19 protein-coding genes, 4 tRNA genes and 3 rRNA genes are annotated in these 26,381 nt (G+C 56.3%); 1 reads left to right on the top strand and 25 read right to left on the bottom strand.

Features of this window, described 5'->3' with window-relative positions; translation table 11 throughout:
* Positions 1 to 8 precede the first annotated feature (8 nt).
* Positions 9 to 497 (bottom strand): pantetheine-phosphate adenylyltransferase, encoded by a 489-nt coding sequence (gene coaD / locus OL236_RS06335; protein WP_265071751.1) that lies wholly within the window; start codon positions 495 to 497, stop codon positions 9 to 11.
* A complete protein-coding gene (gene rsmD / locus OL236_RS06340; RefSeq protein WP_009645701.1) occupies positions 466 to 1,065 on the bottom strand; it encodes a 16S rRNA (guanine(966)-N(2))-methyltransferase RsmD in 600 nt (199 codons plus the stop codon). The genes coaD and rsmD overlap by 32 nt, the downstream gene beginning before the upstream one ends.
* A 113-nt stretch (positions 1,066 to 1,178) precedes the next feature.
* On the opposite strand from rsmD, the gene OL236_RS06345 reads away from it, so the two are divergent.
* The gene (locus OL236_RS06345) at positions 1,179 to 2,852 is read left to right on the top strand and encodes a DUF4127 family protein (protein WP_265071752.1); all 1,674 of its coding nucleotides are present in this window, start codon (positions 1,179 to 1,181) and stop codon (positions 2,850 to 2,852) included.
* Positions 2,853 to 2,939: 87 nt separating this feature from the next.
* Here OL236_RS06345 and OL236_RS06350 read toward each other — a convergent pair.
* The 23 genes from OL236_RS06350 to rfbC (OL236_RS06460) form a co-directional block, all read right to left on the bottom strand.
* Positions 2,940 to 3,030: transfer RNA gene (locus OL236_RS06350), tRNA-Ser, on the bottom strand.
* 103 nt (positions 3,031 to 3,133) lie between these two features.
* Complete coding sequence (locus tag OL236_RS06355; RefSeq protein ID WP_265070005.1) at positions 3,134 to 4,000, bottom strand: NAD-dependent epimerase/dehydratase family protein; 867 nt, start codon at positions 3,998 to 4,000, stop codon at positions 3,134 to 3,136.
* A complete protein-coding gene (locus tag OL236_RS06360; RefSeq protein ID WP_265070006.1) occupies positions 3,997 to 5,289 on the bottom strand; it encodes a glycosyltransferase family 4 protein in 1,293 nt (430 codons plus the stop codon). The genes OL236_RS06355 and OL236_RS06360 overlap by 4 nt, the downstream gene beginning before the upstream one ends.
* Before the next feature lie 43 nt (positions 5,290 to 5,332).
* Positions 5,333 to 5,890 carry a dTDP-4-dehydrorhamnose 3,5-epimerase gene (gene rfbC / locus OL236_RS06365; RefSeq protein ID WP_265070007.1) on the bottom strand — a complete coding sequence of 186 codons (558 nt, stop codon included), beginning with the start codon at positions 5,888 to 5,890 and terminating at the stop codon, positions 5,333 to 5,335.
* Complete coding sequence (locus OL236_RS06370) at positions 5,887 to 6,525, bottom strand: HD domain-containing protein (RefSeq protein WP_265070008.1); 639 nt, start codon at positions 6,523 to 6,525, stop codon at positions 5,887 to 5,889. Before OL236_RS06370 ends, rfbC (OL236_RS06365) begins: the two co-directional genes overlap by 4 nt.
* Positions 6,522 to 7,583, bottom strand: a complete 1,062-nt coding sequence (locus OL236_RS06375; protein ID WP_265070009.1) for an FkbM family methyltransferase — start codon at positions 7,581 to 7,583, stop codon at positions 6,522 to 6,524. The genes OL236_RS06370 and OL236_RS06375 overlap by 4 nt, the downstream gene beginning before the upstream one ends.
* A gap of 13 nt (positions 7,584 to 7,596) precedes the next feature.
* Positions 7,597 to 9,417, bottom strand: a complete 1,821-nt coding sequence (locus OL236_RS06380) for a B12-binding domain-containing radical SAM protein (RefSeq protein WP_265070010.1) — start codon at positions 9,415 to 9,417, stop codon at positions 7,597 to 7,599.
* Between the two features lie 143 nt (positions 9,418 to 9,560).
* A complete protein-coding gene (locus tag OL236_RS06385; RefSeq protein WP_265070011.1) occupies positions 9,561 to 10,556 on the bottom strand; it encodes a radical SAM/SPASM domain-containing protein in 996 nt (331 codons plus the stop codon).
* The gene (locus OL236_RS06390) at positions 10,553 to 11,587 is read right to left on the bottom strand and encodes a radical SAM/SPASM domain-containing protein (RefSeq protein WP_232208182.1); all 1,035 of its coding nucleotides are present in this window, start codon (positions 11,585 to 11,587) and stop codon (positions 10,553 to 10,555) included. The genes OL236_RS06385 and OL236_RS06390 overlap by 4 nt, the downstream gene beginning before the upstream one ends.
* The gene (locus tag OL236_RS06395; protein ID WP_265070012.1) at positions 11,578 to 12,594 is read right to left on the bottom strand and encodes a radical SAM/SPASM domain-containing protein; all 1,017 of its coding nucleotides are present in this window, start codon (positions 12,592 to 12,594) and stop codon (positions 11,578 to 11,580) included. The genes OL236_RS06390 and OL236_RS06395 overlap by 10 nt, the downstream gene beginning before the upstream one ends.
* Positions 12,595 to 12,605: 11 nt before the next feature.
* Positions 12,606 to 13,631 (bottom strand): radical SAM/SPASM domain-containing protein, encoded by a 1,026-nt coding sequence (locus OL236_RS06400; RefSeq protein ID WP_009645722.1) that lies wholly within the window; start codon positions 13,629 to 13,631, stop codon positions 12,606 to 12,608.
* A 2-nt stretch (positions 13,632 to 13,633) separates the two neighbouring features.
* Positions 13,634 to 14,779, bottom strand: coding sequence for an FkbM family methyltransferase (locus OL236_RS06405; protein WP_009645663.1), 1,146 nt, complete (start codon positions 14,777 to 14,779; stop codon positions 13,634 to 13,636).
* Between the two features lie 12 nt (positions 14,780 to 14,791).
* Positions 14,792 to 16,072: a glycosyltransferase family 2 protein gene (locus OL236_RS06410; protein WP_265070013.1), complete on the bottom strand. Its 1,281-nt coding sequence runs from the start codon at positions 16,070 to 16,072 to the stop codon at positions 14,792 to 14,794.
* Positions 16,073 to 16,318: 246 nt separating this feature from the next.
* Positions 16,319 to 16,394: transfer RNA gene (locus OL236_RS06415), tRNA-Trp, on the bottom strand.
* Between the two features lie 4 nt (positions 16,395 to 16,398).
* A tRNA-His gene (locus OL236_RS06420) sits at positions 16,399 to 16,474 on the bottom strand.
* A 37-nt stretch (positions 16,475 to 16,511) separates the two neighbouring features.
* Positions 16,512 to 16,628 (bottom strand): 5S ribosomal RNA (rrf, locus tag OL236_RS06425).
* 173 nt (positions 16,629 to 16,801) lie between these two features.
* A 23S ribosomal RNA gene (locus OL236_RS06430) occupies positions 16,802 to 19,719 on the bottom strand.
* A 365-nt stretch (positions 19,720 to 20,084) separates the two neighbouring features.
* Positions 20,085 to 21,639, bottom strand: a 16S ribosomal RNA gene (locus tag OL236_RS06435).
* Together the 16S, 23S and 5S rRNA genes with 2 tRNA genes alongside form the textbook arrangement of a ribosomal RNA operon.
* 638 nt (positions 21,640 to 22,277) lie before the next feature.
* On the bottom strand, positions 22,278 to 23,489 hold the full coding sequence (locus OL236_RS06440) for an MFS transporter (RefSeq protein WP_265070014.1): 1,212 nt from the start codon (positions 23,487 to 23,489) through the stop codon (positions 22,278 to 22,280).
* 176 nt (positions 23,490 to 23,665) lie between these two features.
* The gene (locus OL236_RS06445) at positions 23,666 to 24,562 is read right to left on the bottom strand and encodes a LysR family transcriptional regulator (RefSeq protein WP_265070015.1); all 897 of its coding nucleotides are present in this window, start codon (positions 24,560 to 24,562) and stop codon (positions 23,666 to 23,668) included.
* Between the two features lie 96 nt (positions 24,563 to 24,658).
* A tRNA-Ala gene (locus OL236_RS06450) sits at positions 24,659 to 24,734 on the bottom strand.
* A 67-nt stretch (positions 24,735 to 24,801) separates the two neighbouring features.
* A complete protein-coding gene (gene rfbB / locus OL236_RS06455) occupies positions 24,802 to 25,809 on the bottom strand; it encodes a dTDP-glucose 4,6-dehydratase (protein WP_265070016.1) in 1,008 nt (335 codons plus the stop codon).
* Entirely contained in the window at positions 25,806 to 26,378 is a 573-nt protein-coding gene (gene rfbC, locus OL236_RS06460; RefSeq protein WP_265070017.1) for a dTDP-4-dehydrorhamnose 3,5-epimerase, read from the bottom strand. The genes rfbB and rfbC (OL236_RS06460) overlap by 4 nt, the downstream gene beginning before the upstream one ends.
* Between the last annotated feature and the right edge of the window lie 3 nt (positions 26,379 to 26,381).

A 26,381-nucleotide genomic window follows, 5' to 3' on the forward strand; every position in this document is an offset into this window, starting at 1 on the left:
ATCTTCCTTCAATGATTTGTATCTTCAAAATGCCTATTTATAGCTAATTCTACACACTCGGGCACAAGTCCTGTCACGCGCCCGTGAAAATTTGCGATTTCCCGCACTCCCGAAGAACTGACGAAGGAATAGCGCGGATCCGTGAGCAAAAACACCGTCTCGATATCGGGCGCGATGTACTTAAGCATTTGCTCCTGCTTCTGCTCATACTCATAGTCCGTGACGGAACGCAGGCCGCGCACGATGACGGTCGCTCCTACGCTGCGCATGTATTCGGGCAGAAGCCCTTCGAAAGCGCCGACGCGCAAGTTCGGGATGTGGCGCGTCGCCTCTTCCAAAAGTTCCACGCGCTCTTCTACCGTGAAGAACGGCGTCTTTCGGATGTTGTGGAAAACGCCCACGATGAGCTCATCAAACATGCGGCTGGCGCGCTCGAAAATATCGACATGCCCGTTCGTCACAGGATCAAAACTCCCCGAGCATACAGCCTTGATCATCGGGATTCTCCTCCTCGCCCTTTGCAGCTCGCGTGAAAAAGCGTAGCTGTGTCGTCCTGCCATAAATCTCCTCGCGTACGCAACGGAGATTTTGCAGCGCCGGAAGCGCCTCCTCCGTGCCGTGCTCCACGATCATGCAGCCATCGGGCGTGAGCAGACCTCCTCTATCCACAGAAGAAAGAGCCTTCTCCCAAAGCCCCCGTCGGTACGGCGGATCGCAGAAAATCAAGTCGAAGGAACGCCCCAGAGCGCCAAGGCGCGCCAAGACGCGCAGAGCATCAGCACGCACGACCTCAGCATGCTCTAAAAGCCGCGTCTTAGCGGCATTTTCCTCGATCAGAGATGCCGTCTTCTCGTCGACAAAGAGTGCCGACGCCGCACCGCGGCTCAAGGCCTCGAGTCCCAGAGCACCCGTCCCAGCGAAGAGATCGAGCACGCGCGCCTCTTCGACACGCCGTCCGAGGATATTGAAAAGCGACTCCTTGATGCGGTCTGCCGTTGGCCGCGTAGCCTCGCCCTTCGGCGTTTTCAGGCGACAGCCACGCGCTGTGCCCGTGATGATACGCATAATCTCACCTCAAAGTCAAGGATGACCTTTCATATTCTATCATATTTTCTTCGTTTCGTGAACCGCACTATGCTATAATATTGAAAAATCGAATTGTTTTAGGAGGAACTTCCTTGAAAAAGCGACTTCTGTATTTCATCGTCCTCGCGCTCTGTGTCCTTTCACTCTTCCACGCTTTCCTGCGCCCTTCTTACGGCGGCGCACCGCTCAACGCCGTGCGTGAAAAGATGGGGCGCGTCGTTCTCGTGCCGCTCGACGGCAGACCACCGTGCCGCCAACTCGTACTCGACACCGCCGATGTCGCAGGAACAGAGATTGCCGCCCTGCCCTACGAGATGCAGGACTACTACACGATGCCGGGCCAAACGAAGGAGGCACAGAAGTGGCTGCGCGAAAATCTGGCGCAAAGCGACGCCGCCATCATCTCCATCGACCAGCTTCTCTACGGCGGTCTGCTCGCGGCACGCGAGGCGGACAAATCGCCCGACGAAATCGAGGCCTTCATCGCCTATCTGCGCGAACTGCACGCCGCGCATCCGACGGTTCCCATCTATGCCTTCTCCATCCTGCCGCGCATGATTCCGCCCGCGAACATCGATGACTATTACGACAACAAATACCTCCTCGCTTACTCGCGCCTCGCCGATCGCTATGCGCTCTGCGGCGCCCCCGAGGACGCTGCGAAGATGCAGGAACTGGAAGAGAAAATCAATCCCGCAAGCCTCGCGCAGTACCTCGCGCTCTTCGAGAAAAACGAGCGCCTCTCCCGCGCTCTCATCGAACTTGTCAAGGAAGGAACACTGGAACGACTCCTCATCGGACAGGACGATGGCGAAAAGTACAGCATCCCCAACATCGAGAAGCGCCATCTGCAGGCTTTTCTCATCGAAGAACAAATTCCAAAAGAAAAAGCTGCCATCGTCCACGGTGCCGACGAACTCGCGCTGACGCTTCTTGCTGCCATCTCTGCCGCAAAAAACGGTCACCATCCGCAGATCTTTCTCGATTGGAATGACGAATCAACGCCCGACGAAATCCTGCCCTTCATGGCGATTTCCCTGCGCGAAACGGCGCGGGAAAAAATCGCTGTTTTCGACGGCGAATGTACGGCGTCCGCCGCGAGCGCCGACTTCGTGCTCTTCATCAGCGCAGGCTCGGAAAAAACCCTCGCCTCTCGCCGAAAAAGTGTCGAGCGCATCGAAAGATACCTCGCCTCGGGCACGCCCGTCGCTCTCGTAGACCTCAGCCGCCACTTCGCAGCCGAGGAGACGCTGCTGCCGCTCCTGATCGAGCGCGGTACTCCCATCGAAGGGCTTCGCTCTTATGCCGGATGGAACACGGCGAGCAACTCCATCGGCACAGCACTCTCGCAAGCAGCGATTTTTACCGCCGCACGCGAAAAGGCGGCGACGCGAGAGGAAGTTCTCGCACTTCACGCTGCGAATCTCAAGCTGCTCAACAATCGTTTCTTGGAAGACTATTTCTACCTCAAAGACGTCATCACTCTCGTCAATACGAACCTCAAGAAAAACGGCACAAAAAACGTCTACGACCTCGACTTAGAACGCGACTACCTCGCGGCGACCGCGATGCTCAGAGAAGCGATGAATGACCGTCTGCAGACCTTCAAGAGCACAAAGGCGTGCCGTCGCCCCTTCCGCGTCCATCTGCCCGGCGGAGAAAGCGCCGAACTCGCCGTCTACGACCTCCAAACCGACATGAGCTTCCCATGGCCGCGCACCTTCGAGATCTATTTGGAAACGACACCCTTCATAGCCGTGCAGTGACGGTTCAAGGGAACAATTCTGCATGAGACGTCAAAACCTACGAATATGAAAAAACCGCCGAACGAAATCGGCGGTTATATTTTTAAATGGCGGAGTGGAGAGGATTCGAACCTCCGCTGCAGTTGCCCACACTAACGATTTAGCAAACCGTCCTCTTCAGCCTCTTGAGTACCACTCCATATGCGATTGACGCGCAAGCTACGGAAAATCTGTCCGCAAGCTTACGACATAAGATATAATAACAGACCCATGCCGCCTTGTCAACCGAAATTTTCCGTAAGCTACATGATCTCCTTGTGCCTGCGCTGCCAGCCCGGCAGAAGCCTGCCCGTGCTCCACGGCTCCATGACCTCGCGGCTGCGGTAAGGCCGTGCGCCCCAGCGTGCGGGAATCTTCTTGCCGAGCAGCTTTTCCAGACGCGCGGCGATTTCCCGAAGCGATAGCGCCGTCCCTGCACTTACGGCGTACTCGCCGCAGATGTCCGCTCTGTCCGCTGCAAGATACTCTGCCGCGAGCCGAAAAGCTTCGGCGACGTCATCGACATGGACGAGATCGAGCTTCTGCTCGCCGGGCGAAAGAGCGAGCTCTTCGCCCGTCTTTGCCGCCTCCTCTAAGAGCGCGAGAATCTTGCGCCGCGTATCGCCCTCGCCATAGGTATCGAAGAGCTTCAAACCGACGGCATGAAGCCCCGCCGTCTCCTCGTAGTAGCGCAGCATGACCTCGAATGCTTCCTTCGTCGCCGCATAGAGGTTGACGGGCGAATATTGCATCCCTTGATAGTGCTGCCAGCTCGTGCCCGCAAAGACGAAGCGGCGCACATCGTTCTTCGCCATCGCTTCCAGCAGCTCCGTGCCGAAGAGGATGTTGCTCGCGACGAGCGCCGGAATGTCCGCACTCTCATGCGCGGCAAGGTAGAGCGAAGCGAGATGGCAGACGACCGTCGGCTCCGCTTCGCACACGATATCCGTGAGCGTGCCGCCCACGTACACATGGAAATCGACACGCCCGCGCACCGCAGCGGAAAGCGCCTCCAAATCCGACGACGGGCGCACGATGGCAGCGACCTCCCAGCCCGCCTCGATCATGCGCTGCGCGAGATGCCTGCCGACAAAGCCTGTGACGCCCGTCAAGAGGATGCGCTTCTTCATCGCGCACCGCCCCCCTTTCTCTGCACGATTTCACGCGCCCAGCCACAAAGCATCTCGTCCTCGGGGAAGATCCGCGCGAAATGGCGCACGGAACTCTTGCTCTCGCCCAAGAGGATTTCCGGCAGCTCCTTCGGCACGCTCCCCTGCGCAAAACCTTCGTGAAGCGGCGGCGGCAGGAAGTTCAAAAATACCTCATGCGGGTCTTTTCCCATGCCGGTGAAATCGCACATCGTCTTCTCCATTTTCATGACCGCATCGTAGATGGCGTTCAAATGCGCCGCCGTGCGCCCTACGGAAAAATTCTCCTCGATATAGCGCCGCGCATTTCGCCCGAGCCGCGCACGCTCCTCAGGATGCGCATAGAGACGGCGCAGAGCCTGCTCGAATTCCTCAGGCGTGCGCACCAAGAGTCCCGTTTCGCCGTGACGCACGAGATGTTTTTCCGCACATTGGTCGAGCGCGACGACAGCAAGACCCGCATTCATCGCCTCAAGCAACACATTCTCCGTCGTGCCGAAATGCTGCGGATTGAGCAGATAGGCGAAGACATCCATACGGCGCAGTTCCGCCGCCACATCCGTCACATAGCCCGCAAAGGAAAGCTGCTCGGCAAGACCGAAAGGCGCCGCATCGCGGCGAATCCGCGCCTCGTTCTGCGCATCGCCGACCAGACGAAAAAAAACGCCGCATATGTCCTTGACACGCGCACAGAAGCGCACAAAATCGGGATGCAGCTTCGCATAGGAAAGCGTGCCGACGTAGCCGACAGAAAATCCCGTGTGCGCCTCATGACGCGGCTCCTCTGCCGAGAAGTCGCCGACGCTGTTGACCATCGCGGCGTGCTCCTTCGCCCAAGTGCGCTGCGCCGCGTCCCAGAAAGGATTCTCATACGAATATGCCGACGTGAATACGAAGCGCTGCGGCACGCGCAGGAATGCGGGCGGCAGCCAAGGATAGAACGCGCCCGAAACGTGCGCCCAGAGGACGAGCCGCGCGGGCACGGGCGAAAGCTCCAGCAAGAAGCGCACCATGCGCGGGTGATGCCACCACTCCAACTGCACGATGTCCGCGCGCGCCATCGCCTCGGCGATCTTCGCCGCATCCTGCTCGACGTGTGCGGCGACGCCCACCTCGGCAAGAAGATCGAAGAAATTGCGCTTCTCCGGCTCTTCGAGCAGCAGAAGCTCGTGGCGATCCCCGCCCTCGGCAGCAAAGGCGGCAAGAAGCCCCGAAAGCACCTTGCCGACACCGCCGCCCATGTGCGTCGTGATATGAAGTATCTCGCGCATCGTCATCCCCCTCGCACATCGACACATCCAAACGATCAAACCATCAAAACGGACTCGAAAAATCTGCCAAAGAAACGAACCCCTGATCGCGCTCCGACAGAAGCGGCGAGGAAACGCCCCAGTCGATACCCGCCGTATCCCAGCGTATGCCCGCATCACACGCGGGTGCATAGACGCTCGTCACCTTGTACATCATGACGGCTTCATCGCTCAAAGTCAAAAATCCGTGCGCCATGCCGCGCGGGATATAAATCATCTCGCCCGAACCTCCGGACAGCATGAAGCTCTGATGCGCGCCATACGTCGAGGACGCGCGGCGCAAGTCGAGCACGACATCAAGCACCTTGCCGCTCATGCACCAGACGAGCTTCTCGTGGTCGGCGGGCGGCAATTGGAAGTGGAGACCGCGCAGCACATTCCTCTTGGAAACGGAGAAGTATTCCTCTCGAAACTCCGTCGTCAATCCCAACTCGCGAAAAGCGCCCTCATGGTACACCTTCGTGAAAGAGCCGCGCATATCCTCGCGCACCTTCGTGCGCAGGACATAGCAGCCTGCAAGCCGCGTTTCCTCACGCGTGAAAATCCCTGCTGCCTCCGTCACGTCCAATCCTCCTCTGAAAACGCCTGCTCGAAGCTGCACGGACGCAGCTCCAAGACCTCCTCGATCGTCATGCCCATGCGCTGCTCGAAATCCTCCTTGATCGCAAAGAGCGCCGCCCATCGTGAGGGGACGTTCGCCGCATCAAGTCCGTAGCGGCGGATGATATCGACGAGCCGCTTCTCCAGGACGACGATGCCCGAAGCGTCGCCCAAGACGTCAGCAAGCTGAATCAGGCGATCGTAATCCGTGTAGGTGATGCTTGGAAGGTACTCTCGCAAGAAAGCGATATCCTCCTCCGTGCTGTCCCAAACGCCCGTGACCGAACGCGCATCCTGCACGGGAAAGGAATGTGTGAGGCAGATGCGCGCCGCCTCCTCGTAGCCTTCTGCCAAAAGGTAGCGCCAGCCGCAGAAAATGTGATTGATGCGCATCTCACCGAAGCGCCGCCCGATGTCGTGCAAAAAACCATAGGCACATGCAAGATCGCCGTCCATCGCCGGCACACGCGCCGCAATCTTCCCCGCCGCCAGCCCGACATAGTACGAGTGACGAATCCACAGCTTCGGCGCGCGCCTATGCGCCTCACGCAGATACTCTCGGGCGATTGCCGCCGTCAACTTCCGCTGTCCCGTCATAATGCATAAAGCACCGTTTCACCGCTCGTCGCGCTGTGCTGACGCAGGAAGAAACGGTAGAACGGATAGCGCTCCATGAGCAGCTCCGGGATGCGCACATAGTCCTCCAAGCTGTGATAGACGCAGACCGCAAGCTTCGGGCGATGCTGCTCGATCGTCTTTGCCGCGCCGAGAAGCGCGTTGTACTCCGCCCCCTCAATATCCATCTTGAGAAGCGTGCACGCTGCGCCCTGCAGCACATCGTCGAGCGGACGCGCCGCGATGCCCGCCGCCTTTTCGTGTGCATCCGCGCCCGCCAGTCGCGAAGCCGACGGCGTCGCGGCGTTGCTTTGAAATACGAGCCGCTCATCCTTATCCCATAACGCACACGGATGAATGCGCACATCGTCCCTGCCCTCGTATTTCTTTAATAGATACGCATAGTTCTCCGCATCCGGCTCAAACCCGTGGACAAATATGCCCCCCCCGTGGATTGCACGGTCGATTTCCTCGCCATGACACACGCCCGCATCGACAAAGACCTCCCCTTGCGCAAGTTCACCGATAACATCGTTGCCGAAGTATTGGTTCGGCTCATAGAGCGAAAAATCTACAGGCCTGCCGCTCTTCATGTTCGCGATAAGCGAGCGATAAATATGACGTGACTTCTCGTCAGAGAACTTCTGCGCGATCTTCTCGATTCGGGCGTGTTCCGCAGAAAAATAGCACGCAGCGTCAAGCTGTACGGCGGAATAGACCGTCGCCTTGACCATTCTGTGCTCCAGCAAAGAAAGGATTTCGAGCAGGAAGATGCCCGTCGCGCCGATGACGACGGACAGCCGCCCGCCCTTGGCGTACATATCCTCACTCCGTTGATAGAACGTCTCGGGCGCGGCGACCTCGATGCCTGCGATACGGCTGCCGTGCTTCGCCGCGTTGCTGTCCACCCAGAAGATCGGCTTCTTGCCCTCGGGCGCACAGTACGTCCGATAAAACGCCTGCGCCACACGCCCCGTACCCCAGATGACGTATGGCGCGGCAAAAAGCTCCGACCATTCGCCCGCTGCAAACTTTTCCATCGACATTCCTTCATCACCCCACACATTTTTCATCCGTCGGTTTCACGAGGTCAAGAATGTTGATGACGTTCTTGACGCGCGGAAACGCCTGATGAATCTGCTTCTCGATGGTAGACATCAGAGAAACGACAGGCACGACGACCGTATCGATCTTCTCCGCATCCAAAATCTCAGGGCTGTGGATGAGATGCCCATCGACCTCGCTGCCCTGCTTGATCTTCGAATTGTCAATGAGAAAGACGCCTGTCGCTCCGACGAAAGGCAGGTCGGGGATCATCGTGGCAAAGTAGTCGTTGATGCCCCAGAAAGCAATCTTGCCGCATTCCTCGCGCAAAATCTCCACCGATGACGTGATGTAGCGCACGACTTCGGGCAAGATCGGCAGTTTGTGCTTCTTGCCGCACTTCTTGCACGTCAGGACGTTGCGCGTGAAAAATCGCACGTTCTCCCAACGGTTCTCCTCGCTGCATTCCGTGCATTTTCCCGTGAAGCTCAAAGCGCGGTGCGCATAATCAACATACACGTCATGAATGTCCTCCGGCGGCAGGAAAGCGCGCTGCGGCAGGCGCATGACCTCGCCTGCAAGCCAGTCCAGCTCCTCCTTCGACATCTTCGAAAGGTTCACGACAGGGCAGCCGTCGCGGATGAACTTCACCTCGTCCTTGATGATGCCGCGTGCGAGCGCCGTCTTATAGAGCGGCGTTCCCGGATACGTCGTGATGAAGTTCAGCGTGATGCCGTATTCCGTATGTGCCTTCCACCAATCGAGCGTGCGCTTCGCCGTCTCGATCGTTTCCTCCACATCGCCGAAGATGAAGCCGCCCTGAATCGTCAGCCCGTACTGGTAGGCGAGAGCCAGAGCCTTCTCCGTCTGCTCGAAACGGATCTTCTTGTTCATGCTGCGCAGAATGCCGTCGTCTGCACTCTCCAAACCGAAGCCCATCGTCACGCAGTTCGAGTCCTTGAGGATGCGCACCATCTCCTCCGTGACATCGCATACGCGGAACTGCGCCCACCAGCGAATGTTGTACGGCTTAATACGCGCACAGAATTCGACCACGCGCTGCATGTTGATGGCAAAAAGCTCGTCCGACACAAAAATGTACTTGATACGATACTTTTCCACGAGGAGGTCTAGTTCCTCGAAGAAATTGTCCAACGAACGCTTGCGGTAGTGACTGCCGCTCGTATGGAAGCAGAACGTGCACTGGAACGGGCACGAGCGGCTCGTCGTCATCGTGATCGCATGATCCTCGTTCATGCCGAGGAGACTCGGCACCATCGCGGCGATCTTCGAAAAGTCGAATCCCTCGTAGTCGGGGAAGGGAATCGCATCGAGATCGGCGACCTCTTTGCGCGCCTTCGTGCGCATCCAGACGCCGTCGTCACGGTAAACGATGCCCTCGACTGCCATCACATCTTCGCCGCGCTCCAAGGCATGACAAAGCGCCGGCGTCGTCTCCTCGCCCTCGCCGACGATGCCGTAGTCCGCAAACTCCAAGACCTCCATGCCCGCCGCAGGCGCACTCGTGATGATGCCGCCGCCTGCGACCGTAACGATGCGCGAATCGACATCCTTCGCCGCCTGCAAGATCTCGCGAATCGCTGGATATTGAAAAGACAGCCCGCCCGTCAGAACGACATCGATCGAGTGTGCTCGGATCTCTTCCGCTATGATCTCGCGCGTCACACCCTCGCGGCTGTTCATGTTCAGCGTAAATACGCGAAGCCCCGACTGCTTCATACTTGATGAAACGTAGGGGATTCCCAAAGGGAAATGATACCACTCGCCGATCGTATCGACAAAACGCGGCATGACCAACAAATAATTCATAAAAGCACCTCATGAAACACTTGCGATTGTATTCTACTATGAACCCCCAAGAAGTCAAGCCGAAGGGCGCAGACTGATTGGCTAGGTTTCTGTAAGGGCGGCGCACTTTTGTCCACAAAGTGGACGTTTGTGCGTGTAGTTTATCAAAGATCTTGAAATTTTTGCAGCACTCGCTCTGCATCATCATCGAGCATATCTTCCCTGCACATGATGTTGCGAAACGGGCGGCAGTCACGGCAGCTCGCATATAGATGCCGCTCATCGCGCAGGAGATGGCAGCGCATATCGTTGAGCGCCCGCCCTGTCCAAATGGAAGGGAAATCCTCTTTGAGAATATTGCCGACGGCGAGATCGTTGTCCCCAACGCAGCACGGCAGAATATCGCCATCCGGGTTTAACAGGCATTGATAGAACGGGAAGGAGCAAAGCCGCGCAGAAGAGATCTCGCCGCCCAACTGCGCTACATCCGACGTATTTTCATCCGCTAACGGAACGAGATGCTCGACGGCGGTCAAGTCAGCGACAGGATCGAATACTTCATGAAAATGTTCCTCTTTGTCCAAAGCGAAGTCCAAGATCTTGACGTACACCTTTGTACCCCCCCCGCATACTTTTGTCATTTCATGAAACTCCCGTATGTGTGCGACGAATGCCGAAAAATCGAGATCCACGCCGGAAACTTCCCGATACTTCTCAGCATCCATCCCCTGTATACTGATGCGCAGCCAATCAAGCCCCGCCGCAATGAGCTTTCGGGACAATTCTTTATGAAGAAGCGATCCGTTCGTGACGACATCAATGCTTTCCGCGATCTCCTTCTCCTTCGCATAGCGAATCATTTCAGGCAGATCAGGATGCAGAAGCGGCTCTCCCCACCCCACGAAATGCAGGACTTTCAATTGCCGCTTTCCCACAGCGCGAATCTGATCGACGAGACGGTAAAACGTAGCGAGCGGAAGCTGCACGTTCTTGCTGAACTTCTCCTGATCACTTTTCGCCTGCGTCAAACGACAGTAAAAGCAGCGGAAATTGCAGGCTCGCATCGGAAATACGGTCAGCGCATAGGGCATCGCAAGCGGGACGACATCCGCCAGCGGCCGCCGCTCCCCATGAACCGAAACACCGTCTTTCTTTATCACACGTTCTTCCCCCTATTGCCAAACACCTTTAACAAACGCTCTGCATCTTGATCGAGCACATCTTCCTCGAACATCGCATAGCGGTACTGTCTGCACTTCGCGCACGTCGTATACGCGGACTTTTCGCCGCGAAGCTGGGCTTCGAGGAAGGCTCGCAAGCGTTCGCCCTGCCAGATTGCGCGCACGGATTCTTTCGCAACGTCGCCCAATATCGCCGCCGTTTCCATGGCGCAGCATGGAACCATCTTGCCGTCGGGATTGAACTGCATCATGTAAAATGGCTGCGGGCAAACCTTTGCCATGCGCACGGCGGCGCCGTTCTGTGTCACATCGGCGAGCGCGTGACCCGCGAGCTTTTCGTAATCGATCTGCTCGACGGCGGGGATCAGATGCTCGACCGCGATGAAGTCGGCGATGTCGCCGAAGATGCGCAAAAACTCTGCTTCCTCACCATCGCCGAGCACACAGTCCATGATCTTCACATAGATCTTCGTATCGCCGCGATGCGCGTAGAGCCAGCCGATATTCTCCACGAGGTTTTGAAAAATGCCCCGTTTTTTCGTATAAGCGTATGCCGCATCCGAAAGACCCTGCAGAGAAATGCGGATGCGCCCGAGTCCCGCACGGACGAGCGCCGCAGACAACTCACGCGTCAGCCGCAGACCGTTCGTCACAATGTCGAGCGATTCGGCGACGCCCGCCGCCTTCGCACATGCGACCATCTCGGCAATCTGAGGATGCAGGAGCGGCTCGCCCGTACCTGCAAAGCGCAGCATTTTGAGCGGGCTGGGAAACTCGGCAAGATCGGCGATGAACTTTCGGTAAAGTCCCATGTCAAGCACGGTCTTGGCAGCGATGAAGCCGCGCTCCTCCAACGGCACGGAGTGGATGCAATAGGCGCACGCGAGATTGCACGCATAGACAGGAAATACTTGGATGGAAAACGGCGTATCGAGCGGCAGTCGGTCGGCGAGACGCTGCCTCTTGCCGCCGGGCGTCTGCCCGTCGATGCGCTGCGCCTTCATCGCCATGCCTCCAAACGCTTGAGGATCTCTTCTGCCGCACCGTCCAAGATATCCTCTGGGTGCGCGACGTCATTCGGTGCGCAGCAGTGCGCGCAGCGCCTGTTCTCCTCGCGCCTGCCTTCAAGCTGCAGGCGCCAGAACTCGCGCAGCTTTTCCCCGTGCCACATATCCAGGATGCGCTCTTCATGCACATTGCCGAGGACGACCGGCTTGTATATCGTATCGCACGGCTCGACGTCGCCGTTCGGAAACACGCCGAGCATATAGAAGGCGAGCGGACAGACCTTGCGGATGCCGTCCGTCTTGCCGCCGTAGCGGTCGTACTCGACTTCCATGCCCTGCGTCAGCTCCACACCGTCGTAGGCGGGCAGCATGTGCTCGATATACATGCGGTCCGTCATGTCGGAAAAGAGCGCGTAGAACTTCTCGTCCTCGCCCTCGTCGAGCGCCACATCCATGACCTTCAGGAAGAGCTTTGTCTTGCCGCGGTGCGCGTAGAAATAGCGCAGGTTCTCCAACAGCTCCTCAAAGTTCACGCGCGCCTTGCAGATCGACGCATACTTCTCCGAAGAAAGCCCCTGCAGCGACACGCGCAGGGTATCGAGCCCCGCGTCGATGAGCGCGTCGGCGAGCGCGTGGTGCAGCAGGGAAGCGTTTGAGATGATCTCAATGCGCTCGGCGACGCCCTTTTCCTTCGCCAGGCACACCATATCGGCGATGTGGGGATTTAAGAGCGGCTCACCCTGCCCCGTCAGAGACAGCATCTTGAGCTTCTGCGGAAACTCCGCGAGCTGTTCGATCGTCTTCTCATACGTTTCCATCGTCATGTGCTCGGGCTTGAAGTCGTACTGGCGCTTCATCTCGGCATGGCCAAGCGAGTGACCGCAGTAGGCGCACTTGAAGTTGCAGTACGTCGTCGGAAAGACGAAAGCGCTGTAGGGAGCAGCGAGCGGCACGACATCCGCGAGATGCACGCGCTCCGTCCCGTAGATCGGTTTGATTTCAGACGCCATATCCTTCCTCCTCAGGAAAAGAGCGGCAGGAGTCTTTCTGCATCCGCATCGAGATCCTCCGCCGGATTATTGATCGCATTGAAGCATGTGCAGCCGCGACACTCGGGCACCTCATCCTTGCGCTTTTGCAGCAGCATGCGCAAAAATGCCCGGCGCTTCGGGCCGTTCCAGATCTCGACGAGCGACTGCTCCTTCGCATTGCCCATCGACAGCCCCCTGCCCAGTCCGGGCACGGGACAGGGAAACGTATGCCCCTCGCAGCCGATCTGCAGAAAGTAGAAGGACTGCGCGCAGACCTTGCGGTCGAGGTCGAGCTCCTCGCCGTAGAAATTCTTCGAGCCGTCCACGACACCCTTGAGGTCTTCCATCTGCTGCTGCATGACGACGAGATGCTCGATATAGATGCGATCCGCCATCGGGCTGAAGAGCGAAAGGAAGCGTTCCTGCTCCTCTTTCGTCGGCACGGTCGCGTCGATCGCCTTGATGTAGATCGCCGTATCCTTCTTGTGAGCAAAGAGGTAGCGCAGGTTTTCGAGATACTGCTCGAAGTCGATGCGCACGCCGCACGTCTTCTCATAGCCGGCGGCGTCGAGCCCCTGCACGGAGATGTTGATGTTCGTGATACCCGCCGCGACGAGTGCGTCGCTCTTCTCGGGCGTGAGCAGAAGCCCATTCGTGATGACCTCCACACGCCCCGCGATGTCGGCGTCGACGATCTTTTTGACGAACGTCGGCAAAAGCGGATTCGTCAGCGGCTCACCCAGCCCCGAAAAGACGATGCGCTTGACACCGCCCTTCGGGAACTCTTTGAGATCGTGCACGATCTTATCAAAGTACGCCTCATCCATGTGCAGCATGCGGTGCCCGAGCTTCTGGAACTCGCCGCCCGCCTCGTCGCGCGTCGAATGGATGCAGTAAAAGCACTTGAAGTTGCAGTATTTCGTCTGCTCGATGTATACGGTGAAAGGCTGCGCCAGCGGTATGATGTCCGCAAGCTTCTTCCTCTTCGTGTCATAATTCGGTTTGATTTCTGCCATATTTATTCTCCATCTGCAAAAGCATAGACAACGGTTTCCAATCCCATATATTGATAATTGCGCACATAGAAACGATAGCCGCTGTAAAACTCGCGCAGCAAGAGCGGTATGCGCCAGATATGCGACATGTCGTGGTAAATGCAGATCGCGAGCTGCGGATGATGCTCGCGGATAAGCCTTTCCGCGCCGTGCAGGGCTTCGATCTCCATGCCCTCGATGTCCATCTTGATGAACGTCGGCGCTTCGCCCGCGAACATCGTATCGAGCGATACGCACTGGATGACGTGTGCGCCCGCCGCTTCCCGCTTCACGGCGGACTTGCCCTCCTCTGCCGCGCCGAAGCGGATCTGCTGCGTCGTGCTCGAAACGCCGCACGGCACGATGACCGCACGCGGGATCGCGAGCTCCTCAGCTGCGGCATGGATGCGCGTAACGAGCTCCTGCTGCGGCTCAAACGCAAAGTAGTCGTGCATCTCTCTGCCCGCCGCCGAAAGAGCGCGCAGCGTGTCGCCGTCAAAGGCGCCGCAGTCAACGAAGAAGCGCATGTCCGCCTTCTCCGGCACGTCGTGCGCCGCATACTGCAGGCGCAGCGGCAAAGGATCGGGGAAGATGGAAAAATCACGGCGCAGATACGCCTCGATCTGCGTCATGTAGAAGAAGCGTTCCGCCTCTGTCTGCCAAAGCGCATATGCCGCAAGGACAGCCTCTTCGTCGCCGGCGAAGTCGCGCTCGATGTCGTAGTCACCGATGAAGATGTTGCGGCAGAACGATGCACTGTCAAAACTCCGCCAGTCGAGCTCGTGCAGCGCGACGACGAGCGGAAAGCCTGCCGTCTGAAGCACCTCGCGAAGTGCAGGCTCATCCTCCAGGGAAAAAAGCGCCGACAAAATGACGACGCTTTCCTCCTTCGGCACCGCCGCCATTTCCTCCAAAGTCAGGGCATCGACGCCCTGCTCGCGCAGCGCCGCCGCACGGCGGTCGATCAATCCCTTGACAGAAATGCCCGCCTCTTCCAGCGATGCCTTGAGCTTCTTGCCGAGATTTCCTGCTCCGTAGAGAAAGATATCCCTATGCGCAAAAGAAGAAACATCTACGGCACGGCTGTGCCACCTCGCCGACATAGCGCGCCGCAAATCGGCAAATCTCATTCGCTTTCCACCTCACTCATAACGCTCCAGGGAAAAGACCTCGCCGTCCTCTTCCATACGCCCCGCCATCCTGCCGCCGATGGAAAGATGATCTCGCATGATTTCAAGCAGAGCCTTGGGATCTTCGTAGTCGGCAAGCGGCATGCCGAGAATGATATAGTCATAGGTGCGCCCTTCTAAAGCGGCTTCAAGATCTCGCAGAGGCTGACAGAATACCTCGCCGCTGCAGATCGTCTTCAGATCGACCCAATACTTCGCATCCTGCACGAAAGCGGAAAGTGTCGCCCTGCCCAAATCATACGCCCGCAGGCAGTTTTTGAAATGCAGCAGATTGGCGCCGCAGCGCACATCTATGCCAAGAATGCGATTATCCTCGCACGGCGTCGAAGAATCCATGCACTTACGGCAAAGCTCATCATCCAGACGCGTATCCGTCCAGGCATCAACGCCAAAGTATTTGCGTCGAAAGGTCTCCCGCCCTTCCCGCAGATCGATCTGATAAGCCTCCTCCGACATCGCCGTGCCCGGCGCATGGTAGACGAAGGTATCACGACAAAACATCAAGCGATAACCGAGACGGCGATAGGTGAAGGACAGATCATCATCAGCAAAATTATAAAAAAATCCATAATCGGCTTCATACATCTTGCGCAGGGAAGAACGCATCAGCGATGCTGTAGGAATGAGGCGCAGGCGCTCCTCCCACTTTTTCGAATCGCTGACATTGTAGGCAGCCGCGGCCTCCTGCATTTCTCCGTATGTAGAAAATTCCAGCTTCACCTGCTGATAATAGCTTGTATAGTTTGCCGCGGGAACGACCATGCCGATGCGCGGATCAGATTCCATGCACGTGACAAGATTCTTGAGCCAGTCCTTCGTGACGACGACATCGCTCGGAATCGCGGCAAAGTATCTGCCGCGGATGAATTCATTGCCCGCCGCTCCCTTTGCCGCCAGATAACCAAACAAAGCGCCGCGATTTTCCCTGACATGGAAGATGCGCTTGCGCGGATGCTCAATGCTGCGGAAAAAGTCCAGCGTGCCGTCGGTCGAGCCGTTGTCAACGAGCAGCAGCTCATGGTCGACGTTCCGCGTATAGGCAAGGAGGGAATGAATCGCCATCTTCGTCTGATCTTCCAGATGATTGTAGGCTTGAAAGTACACTGTCACCAGCGGCGGCTCATCGCCGACGCAGAGATTAGCCGCCATCTCTCGCCGCGCAAAACCATCCCTCTGATGAACATTTGCGCCCGCTCCTCCCACATCAACCTCAACGACTTCTCCATAGTTCACGCTTATTTTCCTCCGTTGCCATAATCGGCGTCGTTTCCCATAACTCTAAACTCTTCTTATATCGAAATTCTCATGAACTTTCATAAGGAAGTACGAATAAAATGAAGCTCCCCCTATTCGCCCTAAACTTATCCGTACCACCATGAAGTTCGACAAAAATTCCGCTATCATTATAACACATTCATTTTCCCTGTTCGAAGGCAATAAAAAAAACCTCATTTCCAAGAAATGAGGCCGATATGACAATGGCAGGGGCAGTAAGACTTGAACTCACAACCTACGGTTTTGGAGACCGTTGCTCTACCAGTTGAGCTATACCCCTAAGATGGGGCGACTGGTGGGGCTCGAACCCACGAATGCTGGAGCCACAATCCAGTGTGTTAACCACTTCACCACAGCCGCCATAAGGTATGCCACCGCAAAAGCGGTGGCATGTCAGAACCAGCAGCTTTCTATCCTCCCAGGTCGTCTCCAACCAAGTACTTTCGACGTATGAGTGCTTAACGACTGTGTTCGGGATGGGAACAGGTGGAACCACTCAGCTATCGCCACTGGATTTCTTTGTTGAGGTGTGCCCTCAAAACTATACAGAAGACAAGAACATTTTAGGGTGACGAAACTTAGCGGTCAACGTCAACCAATCACCTGCGTCCCCTTGGGACTTGGTTCTTGGGACGTTTTCGCATACGACCTGTTACCCAATCGACTTTCGTCTCTTGGACAGGTCAGTAGGTCAAGCCCTCGGCGTATTAGTACGGGTCGGCTGCACGCCTTGCAGCGCTTCCACTCCCCGCCTATCAACCTCATCGTCTTTGAGGCGCCTTACCGGATTACTCCGTGAGAAACTTCATCTTAGGGCTGGTTTCACGCTTAGATGCTTTCAGCGTTTATCCTTTCCGGACGCAGCTACCCAGCTGCACGGCTGGCGCCATGACTGGTACACCGTTGGTCCGTCCACTCCGGTCCTCTCGTACTAGGAGCAGCCCCCTTCAGGTTTCTTCCGCCCGCGATGGATATGGACCGAACTGTCTCACGACGTTCTGAACCCAGCTCACGTACCACTTTAATGGGCGAACAGCCCAACCCTTGGGACCTGCTTCAGCCCCAGGATGTGATGAGCCGACATCGAGGTGCCAAACCTCCCCGTCGATATGGACTCTTGGGAGAGATTAGCCTGTTATCCCCAGGGTAGCTTTTATCCGTTGAGCGATGGCAATTCCACTCTCATTCCACCGGATCACTAAGCCCTACTTTCGTACCTGCTCGACTTGTCGGTCTCGCAGTCAAGCTCCCTTCTGCCTTTATGCTCTTCGCGCGATTTCTGTCCGCGCTGAGGGAACCTTTGGACGCCTCCGTTGCTCTTTCGGAGGCGACCGCCCCAGTCAAACTGCCCACCTGGCACTGTCCCGAGTGTCGTAACTACTCCGGTTAGATGACCAGCGGAGGAAGGGTGGTATCCCAACAGCGGCTCCGGGCGTCCTTGCGGCCGCCTTTCTTAGCCTCCCACCTATCCTGTACATCATCCGCCGGGCATCAATGCCAAGCTGCAGTAAAGCTCCATGGGGTCTTTCTGTCCAGTCGCGGGTAACCTGCATCTTCACAGGTATTTCAATTTCACCGGGCCCCTCGTCGAGACAGTGCCCAAATCGTTACGCCTTTCGTGCGGGTCGGAACTTACCCGACAAGGAATTTCGCTACCTTAGGACCGTTATAGTTACGGCCGCCGTTTACTGGGGCTTCAGCTCAAGGCTTCGGATTGCTCCTGACCTCTCCCCTTAACCTTCCAGCACCGGGCAGGCGTCAGCACCTATACGTCAGATTTCTCTTTTGCAGGCACCTGTGTTTGTGGTAAACAGTCGCTTGGGCTTCTCTTCTGTCGCCGGCCCCGGCTCCAACCGCAGGGGTCTTCACCAGTTCCGGCCATCCTTTTCCCGAAGTTACGGATGCAATTTGCAGAGTTCCTTAACGAGGGTTTTCCCGCGCACCTTAGGATCCTCTCCCTGCCTGCCTGTGTCGGTTTCGGTACGGGCGCAGTTTGTCTCGCTAGAAGCTTTTCTCGGCAGTGTGGTCCGCTCGGCTTCGGCTCACCCATAGGTTTGCCTCCCTGTCACGTCTCGGCTTTTACAAGGGGGATTTGCCTCCCTTGCAGCCTACCGGCTTCGACGCGCTCTTCCATTCGCGCGCCCAAGCTCCCTCCTGCGTCACTCCATCACTCAAACGACTCCCTGCGGTACTGGAATGTTTGCCAGTTGTCCATCGCCTATGCTTGCTGCCTCGGCTTAGGTCCCGACTGACCCTGGGACGACGAGCGTTGCCCAGGAAACCTCAGGCTTTCGGTGGGCCAGATTCTTGCTGGCCTTTTCGCTACTCATACCGGCATTCTCACTGCCATGCACTCCACCGCTCCTTCCGGTACGGCTTCGCCGCGCATGGTACGCTCCCCTACCCCGCATACTTTCGTATGCAGCCGCAGCTTCGGTTCTGTACTTGAGCCCCGGATATTTTCGGCGCAGGGACTCTCGACCAGTGAGCTATTACGCACTCTTTAAATGGTGGCTGCTTCTGAGCCAACATCCTGGTTGTTTTCGAATTCCTACATCCTTTTCCACTTAGTACAGCATTGGGGACCTTAGCTGGCGGTCTGGGCTGTTTCCCTCTTGCGTACGGGTCTTATCACTCGCACGCTGACTCCCGAGTTTGACATGCAGCCATTCGCAGTTTGACTGGGGTCGGTAGGCTTTACGCCCCCTTGCCCGATCAGTGCTCTACCGTCTGCATGCATCACTCGAGGCTAGCCCTAAAGCTATTTCGGGGAGAACCAGCTATCTCCACGTTCGATTGGCATTTCACCCCTATGCACAGCTCATCCCAAAGTTTTTCAACACTCACGGGTTCGGCCCTCCGCTCAATTTTACCTGAGTTTCAGCCTGGCCATGCATAGATCACTGTGGTTTCGGGTCTACCCCGTCGAACTCTTCGCCCTTTTAAGACTCGCTTTCGCTTCGGCTCCGCGTTTTCCGCTTAACCTCGCTCGACAGGATAACTCGCCGGTTCATTCTTCAATAGGCACGCCGTCGCGCATATAAAGCGCTTCGACTGCTTGTGGACATACGGTTTCAGGTTCTATTTCACTCCGCTCCCGCGGTTCTTTTCGCCTTTCCCTCACGGTACTTTCCTCTATCGGTCGTCAGGTAGTATTTTGCCTTGGATGGTGGTCCACCCGGCTTCCCACAGGGTTCCTCGTGTCCCGTGGTACTCTGGATTCCAGCCCGTTCTTCATCCTTTCGTGTACGAGGGTTTCACTCTCTTCGCCCGGCCTTCCCATGCCGTTCCACTAGGCTGCTTTCCCTTTGTGCTGGTCCTCAACCCCGAAAGCCCGAAAGCTTTCGGTTTGGGCTCTTCCCGCTTCGCTCGCCGCTACTGAGGGAATCTCGTTTGATTACTTTTCCTCCGGCTACTTAGATGTTTCAGTTCACCGGGTTTGTCTCCCTTTCGGGTAGTGCGACATGACTCGCACTGGGTTGCCCCATTCGGAGATCCGTGGATCGAGGCCTATTTGCGGCTCCCCACGGCTTTTCGCAGCTGATCGCGTCCTTCTTCGACTCCTGACGCCAAGGCATCCACCGTATGCCTTTCGTAGCTTGACTTTTCCACGGCTTTCGCCGTGTGTTTCGCCTCAAGGCATCATTTGTTTCTGATGCTTGGTTTGTGATCCTAAAATGTTCGGAAAATCTTTGCTGTATTTCTACAGCCTTCGATGATTTTCTTTCATTTTGTCTTCTGTGTAGTTTTCAAGGTACCACTCTGAGAGAACTGTGTTCCCTCAAAACTAGACAATGCAGAAAACCTGATGCCTCGACTTAAGATTAAGCTGCAACGGCTCGGCGCGGTCAACGTCTGCCAATCGCGCTTCGCCTTTCGGCTCGCGTTCTTGGGACGTTTTCGCGTACGAGCTGTTTCCGAATCAGCTACGCCCTTCGGGCTTGCTTCTTCGACAGCTCAGTATCCCTAGAAAGGAGGTGATCCAGCCGCACCTTCCGATACGGCTACCTTGTTACGACTTCACCCCAGTCATCGCCCCCGCCTTAGACGGCTGCCTCCTTGCGGTTGGCCCACCGGCTTTGGGCGTGAATGACTTCCGTGGTGTGACGGGCGGTGTGTACAAGGCCCGGGAACGTATTCACCGCAGTATGCTGACCTGCGATTACTAGCGATTCCGACTTCATGCAGGCGGGTTGCAGCCTGCAATCCGAACTGGGGGATGGTTTGTGGGGTCCGCTCCGGCTCGCGCCTTCGCTTCCCTCTGTCCATCCCATTGTAGTACGTGTGTAGCCCAGGACATAAGGGGCATGATGACTTGACGTCATCCCCGCCTTCCTCCGCGTTCTCCGCGGCAGTCTCCTTTGAGTTCCCGCCATTACGCGCTGGCAACAAAGGACAGGGGTTGCGCTCGTTGCGGGACTTAACCCAACATCTCACGACACGAGCTGACGACAGCCATGCACCACCTGTTTTCGTGTTCCCGAAGGAAGGGAGCTATCTCTAGCTCTTTCACTCAATGTCAAGCCCTGGTAAGGTTCTTCGCGTTGCGTCGAATTAAACCACATACTCCACCGCTTGTGCGGGCCCCCGTCAATTCCTTTGAGTTTCAGTCTTGCGACCGTACTCCCCAGGCGGAATGCTTATTGCGTTAACTCCGGCACAGGAGGGGTCGATACCTCCTACACCTAGCATTCATCGTTTACGGCCAGGACTACCGGGGTATCTAATCCCGTTCGCTCCCCTGGCTTTCGAGCCTCAGCGTCAGTTACAGTCCAGAAAGCCGCCTTCGCCACTGGTGTTCCTCCCAATATCTACGCATTTCACCGCTACACTGGGAATTCCGCTTTCCTCTCCTGCACTCAAGGCATACAGTTTCCATCCCCTCACGGGGTTGAGCCCCGCACTTTTAAGATGGACTTATATGTCCGCCTGCGCTCCCTTTACGCCCAATAATTCCGGACAACGCTCGCCACCTACGTATTACCGCGGCTGCTGGCACGTAGTTAGCCGTGGCTTCCTCGCTCGGTACCGTCACCCAAACTCAATATTCTCAAGCTCGGTTTTCGTCCCGTGCAACAGAGCTTTACGATCCGAAGACCTTCTTCACTCACGCGGCGTTGCTCCATCAGGCTTTCGCCCATTGTGGAAGATTCCCCACTGCTGCCTCCCGTAGGAGTCTGGGCCGTGTCTCAGTCCCAATGTGGCCGTTCATCCTCTCAGACCGGCTACTGATCGTCGCTTTGGTGGGCCGTTACCCCGCCAACTGGCTAATCAGACGCAGGCCCATCGACAGGCGATAGCATATTCAGAGGCCATCTTTCATCACCAGAGGATGCCCTCCGGTGACTTCATTCGGTATTAGCATTCCTTTCGGAATGTTGTCCCCATCCTGTCGGCAGGTTGCCTACGTGTTACTCACCCGTTTGCCACTCTCACCTTTACCGAAATAAAGGTTCCCGTTCGACTTGCATGTGTTAAGCACGCCGCCAGCGTTCGTCCTGAGCCAGGATCAAACTCTCCGAAAAAAACTTGATCTTTTTCCGCTATACTGCGTCACGGCTTCGCCGCGTGTCCTCGACGTACACGAGTACGTCTGCGGGACGCTGCTTCGCCGTTCCTTGCCTAGCGAAAAAATCTCTGCGTTTTTTTCACTAACTCCAGCCATGGTATCATCACAGTAGAATTAGTGAAAATCACTTTTCAAGTTTGCAGAGAGCCGTGATTGGCTCTTTTATCTTTGGATACGATTCTTTCGAATCGCATAAAGAAATTGTCGATTGCTTTTACAAATGTAGTTCACAATCGATGTTTCATCAAGATTTCTCTTGATGGACATCTGGCTTGAATCATATAGATGATTCATTTCTGCATTGTTTAGTTTTCAAGGAACACCGCCGAATTACTTCGGCTGTTCGCCGCTCGGTTGAGCTAGCCTATTTAGTATACTCGCTTCAGTGAATTTTGTCAAGCACCGTTTTTCATGTCCGCCAGGACTCAGGAGCCGTTTTTCTCCGAACCTTTCACTTGCTGTCCGCTCTCTTCGCGACTTGACCTATTCTACACGAAGACTTCACGCCTGTCAACATCTTTCTTTTCTTTCATTTTGTCCACTGGAATAGAACAAAAAGAGGAGCCGCTTGCCGCAGCTCCCCTTTTTGTTCTTTCACTCTGCTTCTGTTTCCAGCTTCATCTCCACGACGGGCGCAGCGTCGCGCTTTCTCGCATAGAGCAGGTAATAAAGTCCTGCACAAAGGAGTGCGGCTACACCGCAGGCGGCATAGATGCCTTCGAAACCAATGCCGTCCTTGAACGCGCCAAGCGCATAGGGGCCGACGCCGAGACCGAGGTCGAGCGCGATGAAGTACGTCGATACGGCGACGCCGATGCGATACTCGGTGACGAGCTTCACGCAGATCGCCTGCCCGTTCGACATGAACGTGCCGTAGCCGAGGCCAACGAACACGCCCGCGAGGAGAAGCGTCCAGCTTTGCGTCGTGACGCTCAGTAGCAGAAGCCCGATGGCAAGGCACGCATATGTCGGGTACATCACGAAGTCCTCTCCCTTGCGGTCGAACATGACGCCGGCAACAGGACGTGCGAGCGTGATCGTCAGGGCGTAGACAAGGAAGAATACCGTGCCTGCGCCGATGAGACCAAGTTCCTGCGCATACGTCGCAAGGAAGCTCAGAACACTCGAATAGCTGATGCCCATGATGAACGCCACGATGGAAATGGACGTGACCTTCGGCTCCAAGAAGTTGCTAATGCTGAACTTCTTAAGCTCCGCCTTCTTCTCTGCCGAAAGCTCCATCTCCGGCACCTTGAGGGCGACGATGGAAACGAGGCAGACGACGAGCATGGCGACGCAGAAATCAATGATGTAATTGAACGTCATCGTATGCTGCATGAGCATGCCGAGGAATGGGCCGATGGCGGCAGCGAGGCTCATGCTCAAGGCGTAGTAGTTGATGCCCTCGCCGCGGCGCGTCACAGGAATGATGCTCGATACGATCGTGCTCGTCGCCGTCGAGGCGATGCCGTAGCCGATGCCGTTCAGACAGCGCACGATGTAGAGCATGGAAAGGGAATCGACGAAGAAATACAGGAGCGTCGTCGCAAGATAGAAGATGATGCCTGCATAGAGCATGAACTTTCTTCCATAAAGCTCGATGGAATGACCGGCGACCATGCGTGCGAGCAGTGTGCCGAGGATGAAGATGCCGGATGCCAGCCCCGCCTCGCTCATCGACGCGTTGAGCGTCTTGATCGCTTCGGATGCGATGATGACCATGAGCATGTAATAGATGATATAGATCAAGAAGTTCACCAAGGTATCAAGAATGAACTCCTTCGTCCATAACTTTTCATGTTCCACGTTTAACAACGACCTTTCTTTACCGAACGCGCTTCTTAGCGCTGCGGCGATTTCTTAAAAATGAACTGTACCCGATTATAAGCATCGACCTCCGTTTTGTATAGCGCATAAAAAAGATGGGAGTTATCGCAAAAAGCGATAACTCCCGACGTCATTCCTCAACGTGATCTCCACACTCACATCTCACCCGTACTCCGATAAATTTTCTGAACATATTCAACGTAGGTACGAATATGGCGCAGACGCGGGTTTTCCTTCTTATATACAAGCACAGCGTCGAGTGTCAGCGCGGGGGCAAGGGAAGAGAAACCCGACGTGATGCCGAGCGCTTCGATGAAGCGGCGCGGCAAGAGCGCACCCGCCGGATTTTCCCGGCAAAAATGCACCATCGCATACGGCGTCGAAAGACGCGCCGCCACTACGGGCATCTCTTCACCGAAGTAGCGCTCGTAGACGCGATTCATCGACGACTTCACGGGATAAAACACGAGCGGCTGCTTCGCCGCCCAAGATCGCGTTGCATCGCCTTCGGCGCGCGCAAGGCAAGGTGCATAAAAAACGATGTCATCATCGGAAAAATGCACGCACTCCCATCCGTCAAAACTCATCTCTTCCAAGCGATATACCGAGGCAACGTCGATGCGGTCTTCCAGAAGCCCACATCGAATCTCATCTTCCTCCATTTCAAAAACATTGAGGCAAATCTTCTCATTCTGCTTCTGAAAGTACGATACATGACGATTCATGTGAACATCGCCCAGAGAGCGCAGTACGGCGACATTTAGCTCGACAGGCTTGCGTTTCACGCTTTCTTGCACCTTCGCCACCGCGTCCCTCAGCTGCTCGACGCAAAGCTGCGCTTTCGCCAGAAACGCCGCGCCCTCCTCCGTCAAGTCGCTGCCGCGCGTCGAGCGGCGGATCAAAGTGACGCCAACCACCTCTTCGAGCTTCTTCATCTGCATGCTGAACGCTGACTGTGTAATATTCGCTTCCTGTGCGGCAAGCGAAAAATTCCTGACCCTGCCATAGATGATGAAACATTCCAACTGATGTATGCTCGGCAGTTCGCCCATGCCGCAGCCTCCCTTCGACAGGAGAATCCCTGCCGTATTTTCTCTAAAACAAAAAGCGGCTTCTGCGCCTAAGCAGAAAACCGCTTGAATACCCTATGGTGGAGACGAGGGGGATCGAACCCCTGACCTCTTGCATGCCATGCAAGCGCTCTCCCAGCTGAGCTACGCCCCCGTGGACAAGTTACTTTGCTAGTATACAGCACGAAAGCAAAAAGCGCAAGCCCTTTTTGTAAAAAATTTCATGCGCTCGGATACGCTTTTCGATAGCTGCCGTCGAGGATATGCTGCCACCATGCGCGGTTTTCCAGATACCATGCAATCGTGCGCTCGATGCCGTCTTCGAATCTCGTCTCGGGCAGCCAGCCGAGTTCCGTATGGATCTTCGTCGGATCGATCGCATAGCGGCGGTCATGTCCCTTCCTGTCCGCCACATACGAGATGAGGCTCTCAGGCTTCTTCAAGGCGCGAAGGATGACCTTGACGACGTCGATGTTGGCGCGTTCGTTGTGACCGCCGATGTTGTAGACCTCTCCCGTGCGTCCCTTCTGCAGCACGAGGTCAATGGCGCGGCAGTGATCCTCGACGTAGAGCCAGTCGCGCACGTTGGCGCCGTCGCCATAGACGGGAAGCTGCTCGTCGGCAAGCGCCTTGACGATCATCAGCGGGATGAGTTTCTCGGGAAAATGGTACAGGCCATAGTTGTTCGAGCAGCGCGAGATCGTCACGGGCAGGCCGTATGTGCGACTATAAGCGAGTACGAGGAGATCGGCGCTCGCCTTCGAGGATGAATACGGGCTCGACGTATGCAAGGGAGTCTCCTCAGTGAAGAAGAGATCGGGGCGGTCGAGCGGCAAATCGCCGTAGACTTCATCCGTCGACACCTGATGGTAGCGCGAAATGCCGTACTCGCGGCAAGCGTCCATGAGAACGCTCGTGCCGATGATGTTCGTCTGCAGGAAGATCTCCGGCGTCTCGATCGAGCGGTCGACATGACTTTCCGCCGCGAAATTCACAACGACATCGGGTTTCTCGGCGCGAAAGAGCGCGTAAATCGCCTCGCGGTCGCATATATTGCAGTGGGCGAAGCGAAAGCGCGGCTCTTCTGCGAGATCGAGCAGAGATTCATAGTCGCCCGCATACGTCAGCGCATCGACGCAAAGAATCTCTGCATCCGCGTGCGCCTTCATCATATAGTGGACAAAATTGCTACCGATAAAGCCGGCGCCGCCAGTCACAAGATACTTCACGCCTTTTCCTCCCCATAGACGAAATTGAGCTGAGCTTCCCGCTCGGCGAGCGGCGGCGCCGCCTCGTCCTTCGCCGAAAGAACCGTCGGCGCGATCTCCCAGTCAACGCCGATGACAGGATCGCTCCAAAGAATGTTGCCGTCGCACTCCGGCGCATAGTAATTGTCCGCCTTGTACTGCACCTCGACGTCATCCGTCAAGGTGATGAAACCATGCGCGAAACCGCGCGGAATCATCAGCTGTCTCTTGTTTTCCGCCGAAAGGCGCACGGAAACCCACTTCGCATACTGCGGCGAACCCTTTCGTATGTCAACGGCGACGTCTAAGATCTCGCCGCGCGTGCAGCGCAGGAGTTTCGCCTGCGCCATGGGATTCTTCTGGTAGTGAAGTCCGCGCAGCGTACCCTTTTCCGCTGAGAAAGACTGATTGTCCTGCACGAAGTCGTAGAAGAGACCCGCCTCTTCCATCTTCTTTTTCGACCAGCTCTCCATGAACCAGCCGCGTGCATCGCCGAACACCTTCGGTTCCAAGATAAAGACACCCTTGAGGCGCGTTTCCGTCACATTCATTTC

Origin of the sequence: Selenomonas sputigena (assembly GCF_026015965.1) — a bacterium.
Taxonomy (GTDB): Bacteria; Bacillota; Negativicutes; order Selenomonadales; family Selenomonadaceae; genus Selenomonas.

Coding starts and splice junctions, on each gene's coding strand:
- coaD (WP_265071751.1), bottom strand. CDS start 497: ATGATCAAGGCTGTATGCTCGGGGAGTTTTGATCCTGTGACGAACGGG.
- rsmD (WP_009645701.1), bottom strand. CDS start 1,065: ATGCGTATCATCACGGGCACAGCGCGTGGCTGTCGCCTGAAAACGCCG.
- OL236_RS06355 (WP_265070005.1), bottom strand. CDS start 4,000: ATGAAGAAGCGCATCCTCTTGACGGGCGTCACAGGCTTTGTCGGCAGG.
- OL236_RS06360 (WP_265070006.1), bottom strand. CDS start 5,289: ATGCGCGAGATACTTCATATCACGACGCACATGGGCGGCGGTGTCGGC.
- OL236_RS06370 (WP_265070008.1), bottom strand. CDS start 6,525: ATGACGGGACAGCGGAAGTTGACGGCGGCAATCGCCCGAGAGTATCTG.
- OL236_RS06375 (WP_265070009.1), bottom strand. CDS start 7,583: ATGGAAAAGTTTGCAGCGGGCGAATGGTCGGAGCTTTTTGCCGCGCCA.
- OL236_RS06380 (WP_265070010.1), bottom strand. CDS start 9,417: ATGAATTATTTGTTGGTCATGCCGCGTTTTGTCGATACGATCGGCGAG.
- OL236_RS06390 (WP_232208182.1), bottom strand. CDS start 11,587: ATGGCGATGAAGGCGCAGCGCATCGACGGGCAGACGCCCGGCGGCAAG.
- OL236_RS06395 (WP_265070012.1), bottom strand. CDS start 12,594: ATGGCGTCTGAAATCAAACCGATCTACGGGACGGAGCGCGTGCATCTC.
- OL236_RS06400 (WP_009645722.1), bottom strand. CDS start 13,631: ATGGCAGAAATCAAACCGAATTATGACACGAAGAGGAAGAAGCTTGCG.
- OL236_RS06405 (WP_009645663.1), bottom strand. CDS start 14,779: ATGAGATTTGCCGATTTGCGGCGCGCTATGTCGGCGAGGTGGCACAGC.
- OL236_RS06445 (WP_265070015.1), bottom strand. CDS start 24,562: ATGGGCGAACTGCCGAGCATACATCAGTTGGAATGTTTCATCATCTAT.
- rfbC (WP_265070017.1), bottom strand. CDS start 26,378: ATGAATGTGACGGAAACGCGCCTCAAGGGTGTCTTTATCTTGGAACCG.